This is a genomic window from Aliiglaciecola sp. 2_MG-2023 (assembly GCF_030548145.1).
Lineage (GTDB): Bacteria > Pseudomonadota > Gammaproteobacteria > Enterobacterales > Alteromonadaceae > Aliiglaciecola > Aliiglaciecola lipolytica_A.
Genome location: NZ_JAUORY010000001.1, coordinates 206,688 through 221,367 on the forward strand (window position 1 = coordinate 206,688; position 14,680 = coordinate 221,367).

General features: G+C 40.7%; 9 protein-coding genes. 8 read left to right on the forward strand and 1 reads right to left on the reverse strand.

What is annotated here, in order from left to right; translation table 11 throughout:
• The first annotated feature begins 165 nt into the window (after positions 1-165).
• The 4 genes from Q4567_RS00900 (at position 166) to Q4567_RS00915 (ending at position 6,531) form a co-directional block, all read left to right on the forward strand.
• A complete protein-coding gene (locus Q4567_RS00900) occupies positions 166-2,931 on the forward strand; it encodes a TonB-dependent receptor (RefSeq protein ID WP_303498992.1) in 2,766 nt (921 codons plus the stop codon).
• Positions 2,932-2,992: 61 nt separating this feature from the next.
• Complete coding sequence (locus Q4567_RS00905; RefSeq protein WP_216048178.1) at positions 2,993-4,891, forward strand: arylsulfatase; 1,899 nt, start codon at positions 2,993-2,995, stop codon at positions 4,889-4,891.
• A 98-nt stretch (positions 4,892-4,989) separates the two neighbouring features.
• Complete coding sequence (locus Q4567_RS00910; protein WP_216048179.1) at positions 4,990-5,412, forward strand: hypothetical protein; 423 nt, start codon at positions 4,990-4,992, stop codon at positions 5,410-5,412.
• An 18-nt stretch (positions 5,413-5,430) separates the two neighbouring features.
• A complete protein-coding gene (locus Q4567_RS00915) occupies positions 5,431-6,531 on the forward strand; it encodes a sialate O-acetylesterase (RefSeq protein WP_303498993.1) in 1,101 nt (366 codons plus the stop codon).
• 68 nt (positions 6,532-6,599) lie between these two features.
• On the opposite strand, the gene Q4567_RS00920 is transcribed toward Q4567_RS00915, so the two are convergent.
• Positions 6,600-8,138: an arylsulfatase gene (locus Q4567_RS00920; RefSeq protein ID WP_216048181.1), complete on the reverse strand. Its 1,539-nt coding sequence runs from the start codon at positions 8,136-8,138 to the stop codon at positions 6,600-6,602.
• 464 nt (positions 8,139-8,602) lie between these two features.
• Here Q4567_RS00920 and Q4567_RS00925 point away from each other — a divergent pair, with 464 nt between their 5' ends.
• The 4 genes from Q4567_RS00925 to Q4567_RS00940 all read left to right on the forward strand — a co-directional run bounded on the left by Q4567_RS00925 (position 8,603) and on the right by Q4567_RS00940 (position 14,353).
• Positions 8,603-8,929: a hypothetical protein gene (locus tag Q4567_RS00925; protein WP_303498995.1), complete on the forward strand. Its 327-nt coding sequence runs from the start codon at positions 8,603-8,605 to the stop codon at positions 8,927-8,929.
• A gap of 94 nt (positions 8,930-9,023) precedes the next feature.
• On the forward strand, positions 9,024-10,427 hold the full coding sequence (locus Q4567_RS00930) for a sulfatase-like hydrolase/transferase (protein ID WP_216048182.1): 1,404 nt from the start codon (positions 9,024-9,026) through the stop codon (positions 10,425-10,427).
• Positions 10,428-10,558: 131 nt separating this feature from the next.
• Entirely contained in the window at positions 10,559-12,460 is a 1,902-nt protein-coding gene (locus tag Q4567_RS00935) for an alpha-L-fucosidase (RefSeq protein ID WP_303498997.1), read from the forward strand.
• A 9-nt stretch (positions 12,461-12,469) separates the two neighbouring features.
• Complete coding sequence (locus Q4567_RS00940; RefSeq protein WP_303498998.1) at positions 12,470-14,353, forward strand: sulfatase; 1,884 nt, start codon at positions 12,470-12,472, stop codon at positions 14,351-14,353.
• The last annotated feature ends 327 nt before the right edge of the window (positions 14,354-14,680 follow it).

Consider the following 14,680-nt stretch of genomic DNA (forward strand, 5'->3'; position numbering starts at 1 on the left):
TAATTGTACATCATTCTTACATATGAAATCTAATTGTATATGTAAAAATTTCTTGAGTATGTTAATTATTTGTGTGATTATTTTTTAAGTTTTGTTGGTAAAAGGTTTTTTTCTTAGTAAAAAATACCTTTTATATTTACGCATTTGCAAACATAGGCACATAAAATGAACACTCACACACATTCAAAAACCTTCGCGACAAATAAAATAACCTCGGTTTTCCGAAATCGTTTGTACAATATTGCCGCTTCTTTATTACTGTTACCTTGTGCCAATGTGGCCATTGCGCAAACAGCCCCAGTAGATGAGCAGAATGACGATACTGAAGTTATTAGCGTCGTAGGTGTTCGTTCGAGCCTTGAAGCTGCACAACAAATAAAACGGGTTTCTAATACCGTAGTCGAAGCAATTACCGCAGAAGATATTGGTCAGTTTTCTGATGACAGTATTGCTGGCGCGTTGCAGCGTATGCCGGGTATTCAAATAGAGCGCGATGATGCGGGAACTGATGGAGATAGAGTTTCTATCCGCGGGTTAGGTCCTGAATTTGTTAACTCGACGATCAACGGTCGCCGAATTTTATCGTCAGGTAATGAAGCCCGTGGCTTGCGTAAAATGAATTTTAATGTATTTCCATCCAACATCTTAAGTGGCGTCAGGGTAGCTAAGGGCCAGACTGCTGCGCGGCCTGAGAGTGGCTTAGCTGGACAGGTCAACCTGCTGACATTAAGACCCTTAGATATGAAACAATTAAATGCCAAAGATACCTTTGGACTTGTTTCAGTCTCTGGTGATTATAATGATTTAGCCGGTGAGACTGGCAATAAAGTAAATCTATTTGGTGCTTGGAGAAATGAACAGAGTGACTTAGGCGCTTTTATTTCCCTTGTTACAGGTGAAAGTAATACTTCTAGAGATCAAGTCAATCTGAACTACGTTACCAGTAATATTAGAGTCAACAATGATAACGTAGCCGGTGAAGATGAGCTTATAACTGGGGTTTCCGTTCCTAATGCCGTAACTTACGTGCCAAACAGAAGTGCTGCTGATAGAACTGCAATTTCGACTGGCATTCAATGGCTGCCATCTGACAATATAGAGGTTGTTTGGGATCTCACATATGCGGAATTTGATAACAAATCGCAAAGACACAACGGGCAGTTTTTGTTCGGCGGAATGTGGGCCAACACTGTATTTGATGAGTCAGGAATAGAGATTGACGAAAATAATGTGCTGCAATCTGCAGATTTTGGCCAAGCACAACTTGCAGGTGCTATTAACTACAGAATGCAAGATCAGACGTTTAACAATGTCACTGAGAATTTAGTTACTGGGCTAAACCTAGAGTGGGTGACGGGTAAGCTAACTTCTTCTTTCGATGTGTTTATGTCATCTGTTGATTATAAACAAGACCTTAGGTTTCCCATATTTCAAATCGGTGCTGATGAATCTTTAGTTTCATTTGATATGAGAAGTGGTTTACCTAATATTGGGTTTGGTTCTGAATTATTAAGCCCAGATGCTGCGACTTACATTTTTAGTATTGTGCGAGAAATCGAACTTGATGCTGACAATCATGGCGTTAGTCTAGATTTCAGTTATGATCTCGATACTGAGCATTTTTCAGCAGTGGAATTTGGGGTTAACTATGATAAGACTTCTATTTTGTCTATTCGCACCGCAGCTGTGCAGTTTGTTCCTTCTGCATTGTCACCCAATCCGGCTGCAGAGATTGCTGACGCAGGGGTAACGGGGCAAATATTATCTGATGAATTACTTACCTCAGCAATGATTGCACCAAGAACTTATCAGATTTCGGATTTCTCAGCTGTGGCGGCAATTGACGGTCGTGTATTAACAACTGGCGTAAATGAGCTTGGTATCGACCCCGCTGCGTCACATGACAGCGAAGAAACAATAACAGCTTTATACACACAAATTAACCTCGATTCAGAATTGGCGGATGTTCCGGTTAACGGTAACTTTGGGGTTCGTGCTGTTTTCACTGAAAATACCGCTAGTGCGGAAGCAAGAGTGGTTGATACAGACGGTAATGTTAGTTTAGTACCAATAACTACAGGTGGTGACTATTGGGAAGTATTACCTAGTTTAAACCTTAACTTTTCTTTGCAAAGTGATTTGGCCTTGCGCTTCGGTGTGTCAAAAACCCTTTCAAGACCTGATTACGAAGAAATTGCGCCAATAATGGCGATTACAGTACCAGAAGATCCAACGGTGCCTGGTAATGCGGTAGCGGGAAACCCAGATCTCGATCCTATGACTGCGTGGAATTATGATATTACATTGGAAAAATATACCGGTAAAAAAGGCGCATTTATAGCCAGTATATTTTATAAAGACGTTAGAGATTTCATCATTGATCAAGTGGTTCTTGGACAAACCATACCGGGTCAAGGCGATGCTTTATTTAACTCCACTATACCTATTAACTTCTCAGATGGTGAAGTCAAAGGTCTGGAACTTGGCTTTTATTTGCCTTTAGAGGAGCTACTACCCGAACTAGAAGGGTTTGGCGTATCGGCTAATTACACTTACGTTGATAGTTCTTTTGATAAAGATGTGGGAGACGCCGGTTTTGGTTTCCCAGGTTCATCGAAGAATAACTATAACTTTATGGCATTTTACGAAACAAGCTTGTTTACCGCTCGATTGTCTTATGTCACTCGTTCAGAATTTTTCCGAACTCTTGCTGGCGCTGGTTCACAGACCGCAACGGCACGTTTTACTGGAACAACTGAAGATTTAAGTTTCAATTTTAATGTACGTCCTACTGCTAATTTATCTTTCGCATTTAACGCGTCAAATCTAACTGATGATGTGAGAAGGGATTATGTCGGTGCTGAATCAACATTCTTAAGTGTGTATGCTGCAGGGCGCTCTTATTCATTAACTGCAACCTACAAATTCTAAATATAGTTTTGTTAGGAACACAACGAAGTGTTCCTAACCTTTTTAAAAGTGAGTCTCTTTAATGAACATTCGATATTTTACAAAAGGTCTGTTTTTTCTGGCAATCGGTGTTGGGTTACAAGCATGTGGCGCTGACAAAACTCCGATGTCAGAATCAAGCAATGATCAGACTGCTGCTGAGCAACAATCAAAAGCACCCAACATTGTGCTGATGATGACAGATGATCAAGGTTTTGGCGATTTGAGTCTTAATCACAACCCAGTGATACAAACCCCGAATATTCAAACTTTGGCTAATCAGTCTGTTAGTTTTGAAAACTTTCATGTTGACCCAACCTGTTCCCCAACTCGCTCCGCATTGCTGACTGGCAAACACTCGATGAGAGCTGGTGTTTGGCATACCGTGATGGGACGTTCATTTTTAGCATCAGAACATGTAACGATTGCAGAGATACTGGCTGATAACGGTTATGATACCGCGTTGTTTGGCAAGTGGCATTTAGGTGATAGCTATCCTTTTAGACCACAAGACCAAGGCTTTCAAACAAGCTTAATCCACGGTGGAGGCGGCGTAGGCCAATCGGGAGATTATTGGGGCAATACCCAATTCGATGATTTCTATTTACGCAATGGTAAAGTTGAAAAATTCGATGGTTATGCCACTGATATTTGGTTTGACGAAGCAGAACAGTTTATTCGTCAAAGCAGCCAGTCAGACAAGCCTTTCTTTGCTTACATAGCGACCAATGCACCGCACTCTCCTTACAGAGCCAAAGACAAAGATATTCAAGTTTACAGAGACTTAGGTTTACCGGAAGAAATAGCTCGTTTCTACGCAATGATTTCGGTTATCGATACCGGCGTAGGTAAAATTAGAAACCTATTAGATGAGCTAAACATTACAGACAATACTATTTTTATTTTTATGACCGACAACGGAAGTTCGTTCACGCCAGCTCGTATCGGCAAGAATAATAAAACCATCCATGCTCTAACCGATGAAATTAGTCAGCAAGTTGGTCAAGAATGGGTATTCAATGGTGGTTTACGCGGTTATAAGTCTGAGGTTTATGAAGGCGGTCACAAAGTCCCATTTTACATTCATTATCCCAATGGCGGAATTGATGAAGCTCGAAAAGTTGATACGCTAGCCGCGCATTTCGACTTGATGCCAACCCTTATGGAGCTGGCCGGTATTGATGCCTCAGAAGCATCTGACATTGACGGTGTAAGTCTGGTTCCCGTGCTAGTAGATGATGGAGCACTTGAATCACGTAAAATAGTAGTAACCAACCAACGGGTTGATCAACCTAGAATCGGACGTCCGTCTGTGGTCATGGATGGTAATTGGCGTTTTGTTTCAGAGCTAGATAAAAACACTGAAGAGTTATATGACTTAGCATCTGATCCGTCTCAGCAAGTGAATTTAATTAATGATAACCCGCAAAAAGCTGAAGAGCTTCGTCAAGCTTTACGGGATTGGTGGCAAGATGTATCAAAAGATGTAGGCCCAAGAGTAAGACCCATTGTTGGTAACCCAATCGAAAACCCGGTAAGGCTTAATGCCAACGATTGGATGGAAGCTGAGTCTACTAACGTTATTGCATGGTATCCTGGCTTTAAAACCTTGTTCTTAAAAGAAAAGAAAGAAGGTTGGATTACCCAAGTTGAAAAATTCAAAAGTTTACCTTGGCACGTTGAGGTAGATAATACAGGTACTTATCAAATCTCTTTGTACTTTCATGACAAACCTGCTCAACAGCCGGTAAATCGGAAAAAAGCATTTTTGAAATTAGATGGTGTAGTTTATGAGACCGAATTGGATAAAGGAGCTGCAGGTGCTCAGTTCACACTACCTTTAGAAAAAGGTCCTAAAGCTATTGAAGGCTGGTTTGCTGATGGCAAAGACGATCTCGAAAGTCACGTACCTGCTTTCTACGCCTATATCGAAATTCTATAGTTGAGACGTTAAATTGCTTCAGTTCACCATGAATTGGAGCAATTTAACGGTAATTGTAATCTTTGAATTTAAGCGATGTTGAGGGCTAGGAAACCATGGTGTTTAACAAGCTTATTCAAAGGTTAACCTTTCTTACATTCTGCTTTCCATATACATGCACTTTCGCTCAACAAGCGTTTCAAGAAAGCTTGCAAGTTGGGTCAATTTTCCAACCTCATATGGTATTACAGCGCGATTTACCTGTAACAATCTGGGGGCAAGAAACAGCCGGTAGTCAAATAACGGTATCTTTTGCAAATCAAATCCAAACCACTATTACCAACGAACAGGGGAGCTGGAGCCTACAACTTGCCCCCCTTAAAGGCAGCTACTCGCCTGAGAATATGACGATTTTGTCGAGTAATAACCAGAAAATAGTGCTTGCTGATATTTTGGTAGGTGAGGTATGGATTTGTGCAGGCCAATCTAATATGGATATGGCCATTGGGAGGGTTAAGGATATACAAGTTCTCTCCAAATAGGCGAAGCACATTCGTAGTTTGACCGTTGCTCACAACGTCGCCTTAACTGAACAGAAAAGTATGCAGGCTAACTGGCAAACAAGCTTACCTGATAGTGCTGTCGCATTTTCTTTTGCTTATTATTTGCAGCAGCGTGCAGATGTTCCGGTAGGCATTATTTTAAGTGCATGGGGCAGTTCATCTATAGAAGCTTGGATGCCTCGTGATCTAACCAAGGAATTAGCATATTTCAACACGATTATGCAGGAGTTTGATGCCGATGCAGACCGCATCGCGAAAATTAACCGAATATTATCGGGACCATTACCTTGGACACGAATAAATGATGTTTATTTACGTCGTCAACCCAACATATTGTTTAATGCAATGATGAATCCTCTTGTGCCCTATACGGTACGAGGTCTCGTCTGGTATCAAGGTGAACGAAACACTCAAAGCATGCACGGTTTGGTAAAAGACCCTTGGTATAAAAACAATTCTGGTATGTTGAAATATAAAGACGCCTTACAAGCTTGGATAAAACGCTATCGTCAACAATGGGATAATAGCGACATGCATTTTATGCTGGTCATGTTGCCTCGATTTAATGCTTTGCTGAACACTAGCCCCACTAAAGAGGCTAGACATCCAAATGCACACTCATGGGCGTGGATGCGAGAAGCCCAATTAGCGGCGCAAAGTATGAAAAATGTGGCGGTTATTAATACAATTGATCTTGGGCATCCCACGAATATTCATCCACTGGACAAATTACCCATAGGCCAGCGTTTAGCAAATGCAGCGGCGCGAAACACCTTGCATCAAACCGTTGAGGCACAAGGACCAGTTTTGGCAAAGGCTGTGATTTCTGGCTCAAATGTTAGATTGTTTTTCGAACACGTAGAAGGGTTGCGCACCGTAAATTCAAAGGCTCCGGCTGAATTTTGGTTGGCAGACGATAGCCAAAAGTGGGTAAAGGATGATGCTAAAATCCGTCAAAATACCGTGCTTCTGAGCAGCCCAAGTCTCCAAAACCCGCTTTATGTTCGTTACGCATTTTCAGGCTTTCCTCAGGTTAATTTGATTAACGCTGCGGGTCTGCCTGCTCAACCTTTTCGTACCGATCACTTTGAACCTTAAATTCGCTTATAATGACTATCTCACAAGCACCTAAGAGTAAAGTGTTGTGAGATAGTGGAGTCACTGGTTTATTTATTCAGGCGCGGGGCAGACCAGCCTTGGCTTTTTATTTGTTCTAAAAGCTGTCGCATCTGACGGGCTTTTTCTGGGTGTTTTTCAATCAAGTTGAAACGTTGCTCACGGTCATTTTTCATATCGAATAATTGACCCTTTTGGTTGTCATCAGTTTGATAACCATGTCTGTTTTGCCAATCTGCATAATTGAACCTTGTCAAATTACCATTTTGATTGCCCGAAGGAGCATCAATTAAAGTCCAATCATCGCTACGAATAGCAAATTTACCAGCAGTTGTGTTGTGAACCATAGCACGGCGAGGGCTGTTTGAAGATTCACCCGTCCAAAGTTCCAATAGGTTGAAAGAGTCGTGTGCAGCATCATTTGGTAATTTAAATTCGATTATTTCAGCAATGGTTGCCATTAAATCAATTTGCGACACTAACTCATCGGTTTGACTGTTTGCCTGCACATGGTTTGGCCAGCGCACAATCATAGGTACTCTATGTCCGCCTTCATAAGTATCTCGTTTGAGACCGCGAAAAGGGTAGGAGGACCAGTGATCAAACTTTTGGTCTCTAAGGTAAGCATAATTTTCAGGTCCGTTGTCGGAGCTAAAAATGATGATGGTGTTGTCCGCAATACCAGCCTGGTCAATTGCAGCGAGAAGTTTACCAATTGAGTCATCTGTTTCTACTATTAGATCACCGTAAGGTCCCGCCTTTGAAGTATTATCAAATTCGTCATTAGGAATGATCGGCGCATGGGGAGAAGGGTATGCAAAGTATAAAAAGAAGGGTTGTTCCTGTTTAGATTTTTGAGTAATAAAATCGATGCCTTTTTGGGTCGTCGTGGGGATGTTCTCGTAAGGATTCCACCCTGTCACCATCGGACCTTCTCGATAACGCATTGTGCCTTCTTTATTTTTCCATAGCGTACCATCCACCATAGTGTCGGGTATTTGTGTTACGCGATCATTTTCGATCCAAACATAAGGCGGAAAGTTAATAACGTTGTCACCAAAATAATAGTCGAAACCATGAGCTGTTGGCCCATTCTCGATAGCTTTATTCCAATCAAAGTCGTTAGGTCCCACTGCGCCCGACGGCGCATCTTGTTTTCTTATAGAGTCCCAATCCCAACCTAGATGCCATTTTCCTATTGCGGCTGTTGTATATCCTTTTTGTTGCAGCATTTCTGGCAGAGTAAGTTGTTCCGCTTCAAAAACTGAATCTCCAAATGCCTTTACAATATCGTGGAATTTACGCCAATGGTATTGTCCTGTAAGCAATGCATATCGAGAAGGAGAACATATACCTGATGAGGAATGAGCATCAGTAAAACTTAGCCCCTGCGAAGCTAATTTATCTAAATTAGGTGTGGGTATTTTAGATCTTGAACTAAAACTGCCCAAATCGCCGGCGCCCAGATCATCTGCATATAAAATAACAATATTGGGTAATTGCTTAGCAACAGGCTTTTTCTCGATTGTACTGTTACTCTGTGAGCATGCTGTGGTTAATGCGACAGCGAGCATGAGTAGTACCTTCACTACAAACCGCCCATGTACTTTCCTATTCTTGCATTTAAAAATCATATTAAGAGAGTCCTGCATGTTTACATTTAAATTTATATTTAAATGTAAATTTTATTGATGAACAAAAAGATAGCATCTTTAGTTGTTTTTAACAAAGATTCAACAGCTACAAATCTCCCCAGATTATCAATTTATGAATAGGATAAAAATACGTTATTCCTAATAAATACTGGTTGAATCTGAGCGTTCTACCTAAAACTTCAATATCTTTATTGTATTTATATATAAAATAAGTTTTTACATGCGAGATTTTATTGTGTTAATCTAATGTTATCAAAACTTTTCTAGCTTTAATGCAAGAAGTTGTTGCAAGAGAAGTCGAAAGTGAAATATAAGAATTTATATATTCGCATATTTGACCTTTGAATCTACATTGAGCTTGGCAGTTTAGATGTACTTAAGAAGTTATATGGTGACAGGTGAATTGTCACCAATTTGAAGGTTCCACTAAAAAGTTAATTAAAGAGGATGTCACCATGAAAAATGTTTTAAGAACAGCGTTATCAAGCGTACTTGTAACGGCACTATTATTTGCTATTTCTACAGAGTCACACGCTAAGAAAAGTAGGTTTAGTAAGATCGATGCTAATTCTGACGGTAAATTGTCAGTAGAAGAGTACTCGGCGAATATCAAGAAACCTAAAAATGGACCTAAGCGTTTTGCGCGATTAGACATTGATGAAGATGGGTTCCTAAGCTCAGAAGAGTTTGCAGCGCAATCGAAGAAAAAGAATAAAAATAAGTAGTAAATAGCGGTATCTGAATAAATAAGGCCATTGTTGAAATCAATGGCCTTATTTTAACAACTCATCTAGCTAAAGTGGTGTAGGGGAATAATTAGTGATATTTAATAAAATAAAACTCTTAGTTGCGGTTGTTGGGACCTGTATCGCATCAGCATCTTTTGCTGCTAATAGCATGGAATCGGCGACTCAGGCCGAAAAACCAAATATTATTTTTATTTTCGCAGATGATCTAGGTTGGGGGGATATCAGCAAACATGGGCATCCAGACATTCGTACACCAAATATCGATCGATTAGCCAATGAAGGTTCTGAGTTTTATCAATTTAGTGTGTCTAATCCTGTCTGTTCTCCTAGTCGAGCCGCGGTTTTAACCGGTCAATATCCTGCAAGAAACAGCGTACATCGTCACTTTGCTACCTTCGAACACCACGATAATTTTGCGATGCCTGATTGGCTTGATAAAAGCGTAGTCACTATGCCTAGAGTTCTGCAACAGGCGGGCTATAAAACTGCGCACTTCGGTAAGTGGCATTTGACCAATCGTAATATTAAAGATGCACCACTACCTACTGAGTATGGATACGACGAAGCAGCCGTATTTAATGGTCCAGGCCCACAAACCGATACTTTTAAATTATATGATGATGCGACGGATTTCATTAAGCGCAATAAAGACGTACCTTTCTTTATTAATTTATGGATCCATGAAACACATACGCCTCATTATCCGCCACATGATTCAATGGCAAAATACACCCATTTGAACGAGCAAGATCAAGTTTATGCAGCTGTCGTTGATGGCGCTGACCAGCGGATTGGAAAAATACTGAACTTGTTAGACGAATTAGATTTAGCAGAAAATACATTAATAGTATTTTCTAGTGATAATGGCCCAGAAGTTACTGGGTCGAAGAGTAAGCACTTTCACCATATAGATCCCGACGGAAAAGTAGAAGGTATTGATCCCTTAGGCACCTATTTCAGTGTTGGTAAAACCGCAGGTTTGCGCGGACAAAAGCGCGACACTTATGAAGGCGGTTTACGCGTACCATTCTTAGTACGCTGGCCCGCTAACGTGCCCGCAGGGCGAGTCGATACTGAAACTGTCGTAACTGCTGTTGACTTATTGCCCACTTTTGCAGAAGTTGCCGGTGCAAAATTACCTCGAGGTTACCAACCCGATGGACAGAGCATTCTGCCACTTCTAAAAGGTGCTACCTTGACCCGTAAAAAACCTTTGTACTGGCAGTGGCAATATGGCAAAAAATCAGGCAAAAAACCAATGCTAGCGGTGCGTGAAGGTCCTTGGAAGTTATTCTATTTTCAACATGAAAGCCGCGTCGAATTATACAATGTTATGAGAGATCGCGCTGAAACGATGAATGTTGCAAATCAATATCCGGAAATCGTTAAAAAATTAAAAGGCCTGGCAATAGCGTGGAATGAAACATTGCCAGTATCGCCTAATCCGTCGACATTCTCGGCACTAAGACAGTAAATTATTCGCAATTAAATCGGTTGTTTCGAACCAGTAGGACAAAACTAAACTCATAACTTTTAGTTCAGGTAAAAATAGTTTAGGAACCTAAGAAACAGCAAGTAACAAATATATAAATTATAGGAATCGCAATGAAATTAATTAGACAAAAGCTCGCAGTTTCAATCGCCAGCGCATTACTTCTTTCTAGCGTGATGTCGGTCTCAGTTTATGCACAAGACAACAACGTTGAAGCTAATCAATCCATGGATGAATTGTGGGGCGACAGTGCAATCGACAAGGCTAAACATGCCAATGCTGAGCGCGGTGAATGGTTCGCACAAGACAAATATTCTATGTTTATTCACTGGGGATTATTTTCAATTCCAGCGGGTGAGTGGAAAGGAAAAACCTACTATGGAATTTCTGAATGGCTTATGTCGGGCCGAGTTGCTGATATTCCTAAAGAAGAATATAAAGAATTAGCAAAACAATTTAATCCCACTGAGTTCGACGCAAAAGCGATTGTCCAGCTTGCAGTTGATGCTGGCATGAAAAACATTGTGATTACCGCTAAGCACCATGAAGGCTTTGCAATGTATCACTCTAAAAGCAGCACTTATGATATTGAAGATGCAAGTCCGTATAAACGCGATCCTTTAAAAGAATTGGCTGACGCTTGTGCAGAAGCAGGTATAGGTTTGGGCTTTTATTATTCGCAAATGCAGGATTGGTACGAACAAGGTAGCGCGAGTATTCCTTGGTCATCGGAAAAGCAAGAAGGCGATTTCACAGAGTATTTTGAGCGTAAAGTCATTCCTCAAGTAACTGAATTATTGACTGAATACGGTCCCATTCGCACAGTTTGGTTCGACACCCCTGGCGATATGACGAAGGAGCAATCGCAAAAACTAGTTGATTTAACGCGCAGTTTGCAACCCAAGGCAATGATAAACAGCCGCATAGGTAATGGTGTAGGCGACTTTTCTACGCTAGGTGATCACAGTTTGTCTCAGGTAAATCACCCTGGTCTTTGGGAAACCATTGATACAACTAACAACAGTTGGGGGGATGCTTGGTACGACAAAAACTGGAAGTCGGGTACAGAAATTTTACACCGCTTAATTTCAACAGTCGCCCGTGGTGGTAATTACATGTTGAATATTGGGCCTAAAGGTAATGGCGAAGTACCAGAAATGGCAGCTAAAGGCCTACGTAGAGCAGGAAAATGGTTGGAGCATAGTGGTGAAACGATTTATGGCGCTAAAGGTTCTCCGTGGGGCAGAGCACAAGCTTGGGGAGATATTACAGTTAAAGGCAACAAGCTATATTTGCATGTTTTTGACTGGCCTGAAAATGATCAAATCCACTTAGCTGGATTAAAAAACCAAATTACTTCGGCTCGCTTATTAAATGCTGAAGAACTTGGATTTATGGCAGGCTTATTCGGTAGCGATGAAGGTGAGGTAACCTATTCTAAGCAGGATAATGGTTGGACAAGCTTCACATTAGCAATGGATAAACCGGATTCTCTCGTTCCTGTTATTGTTGTTGAATTAGACGGTGAACCTGAAGTCGATACCACTATTGGTATCGATCCAAGCATCAAAACCACTATTAATTCGGTTTTTGCTAACTGTGAAGGTTGTGTGAAAAAAGAAATTCGCTGGATGCAGAAGTTTGGTGATTGGAATTATGCAAACAACTTATTGAATTGGACAGATAATGGCAAAGGTGAGTGGAAAGTTGATGTGGCTGAGCCGGGCGATTACTTTATAGAGGTTGAGTATTCAGCCGATGACGTAGTTGATTTTAGTGAATGGGTATTTTCATTTAACGGTGAAATTTTGATGATGCAAGCACTTGATACTGGTGAGCGTAAAAACTCTAAACGTCAAGGAAAAGGCAAAACATTATATCGCTACCGCACGGACGAAGTGGGCGTAGTAACGCTTCAACAAGGTAAACAATCAATTACTGTTACACCTAAAGGTAAGGTTATTGGTGGTGGCATTAACCTTCGAGCTATTCATTTAACTCCAATTGTAGAATAAGGCTTCATAATGAAAAAAATCATTCTTGCTTCTTTTGGTTTTTCAATGCTGATGAGTTTATCGTCGTGTTCTTCAGTGGAAACGGCTATTGATGAGAAATCTGAGCTGATAAAACCCAATATTATTGTTTTTTACGTGGATGATTTGGGTTGGCAAGATAGCCAGCTCAATGATATCGATGAACCAACGCCTTGGGAGACACCCAATATGTTGGCGCTAGCGAAAAAAGGTATGAATTTTACGCAAGCCTATTCTTCGGCACCAACTTGTGCACCGTCTAGAGGAGGTTTGTTATCCGGTCAGCATCCTGCAAAAACCAACCTTACTCACGTTTCAGGTGCAGGAATTCCAACACCTCAAAATAGACGCAGTCAACTGATCGAACCTTATTTTAACGATCACCTTGCGGATGATGTTTTAACATTGGCGGATGCGTTAAAAGCAAACGGTTATAAAACAGGCCATGTAGGCAAGTGGCACTTAGGGCATTATGCGAGTAATGCACCTACAACAGCGGGCTTTGATTTTTCATTTGACAAAAGAGGCGTGCACTCCAACAGTAAACAGCGTCATAAAGATTTTGATAATGCACAATTTCCGCTTAGCGAAGAGAAATATCCTCCTTACAGCGAAAAGCATCCTGACGGTATTTCTTACCCACTGGATTTAGTGACAGAAAACGCATTGAACTTTGTCCAAGAAAATAAAGATGAGCCGTTTTTTCTTTATTTAGCGCATTGGATGGTGCACACACCAATTGTTACCAAGAATAAAGCTTTGCTTGAGTACTACACTGACAAACTGGGGATACCATTTCCAACTACTCCAGATCCGGTAACAACAGCAGGTCAAACTAATCCGTATTATGGTGCAATGGTGACAACCGTTGACTGGAGTTTAGGTCGTTTGGTGTCGCTACTTGAGCAAACCGATGATCCACGTAACCCTGGTAAAAAATTAATAGAAACTACTTATATTTTCTTGTCGTCGGACAACGGCGGTGCTGAGAGATCTGGCCCAGAAATAATAACCGACAACTTCCCCCTAGATTTGGGTAAAAAACATACTGAAGAAGGTGGGATAAGAGTGCCAATGGTAGTGACTGGCCCAACGGTTAATAAAAACGTTACCCATCACGGGTTTGTAAACCAACTAGATTATTACCCTACAATTTTAGCATTAACCAACTCAACAATACCTAAATCTTACGAAGACAAGCTCAGTGGAGTAAACTTGTCGCCGGTACTTGAAGACGAAAATAAAAAAGCGACTTATGCTAATGGCGAAGTGCGACAAAATCTGTTTTGGCATTTCCCACATAACAGCGATGACTCTATGCAAAGTGCTATTCGTGAAGGTGACTTCAAGCTCACTAAGCACTATATAGATAATAGCTATTCGTTGTATCGATTATATAAAGACGGTAAACGCTTTGATATTGAAGAGAAAAATGATCTAGCTAAATTGCCTGAATATGCCGGTGTGGTGGACAAACTATCGAAAAATTTGGAGCAATTATTAGTAGAAAATAATGCGATCTTACCAAAGTTAAACCCTGACAATGCGGCTAATGGACCCACTAGACTGTTAGTGCCTAAAGTAGCATCGAATACGTTTGATAAAAAAGCTCGTGTTGCTCAAATCAAATTAATGGAAGGAAAAACTAAGCTTAAAGAAGCATATTTGCTAGCAGAGATAGCAAAAACTAAAGGCAGCGATAAACGTGAAAAGCGTGGAAAACTCGTTGTTACTTATAAAAAGATACCAGTAACAATTAATCATCAGGACTTGACGGTTACAGGGATGGTTCCAGAACAAAATGATGCTTATGTTTTCATATTGATTGATGAAAATAACTTCATGGTTCGTAGTGAAAGATACGAATCATTGTAAGTGTAATTTGGTTCGCGCTTAATGAAGGTGACGCACGCTAATAAAAGTGCGTCACCTTTATGATTGCGATATGCTTATTTCTCCTTAGACGGCAAAACACTTGCCAAGGTTTAGATCTCTTCAACTATTTTAAACCTCACTAGGCCTTTACGCTGGCTGACATATTCATCAGAAATTTCGAGTGTTCGCCAATTATCTATTTTGACAAACACATTGATTGTTAATCGTCCTTAAGCTTAATATTTTACTGGTCATTTTCCCTCTGCAAACTGTTTTCTCTTACCACCTGCTTTGTTGCTCAAAACTATAAGTCGTGCTTAGGAACTA

Coding starts and splice junctions, on each gene's coding strand:
- Q4567_RS00905 (WP_216048178.1), top strand. CDS start 2,993: ATGAACATTCGATATTTTACAAAAGGTCTGTTTTTTCTGGCAATCGGT.
- Q4567_RS00900 (WP_303498992.1), top strand. CDS start 166: ATGAACACTCACACACATTCAAAAACCTTCGCGACAAATAAAATAACC.
- Q4567_RS00935 (WP_303498997.1), top strand. CDS start 10,559: ATGAAATTAATTAGACAAAAGCTCGCAGTTTCAATCGCCAGCGCATTA.
- Q4567_RS00940 (WP_303498998.1), top strand. CDS start 12,470: ATGAAAAAAATCATTCTTGCTTCTTTTGGTTTTTCAATGCTGATGAGT.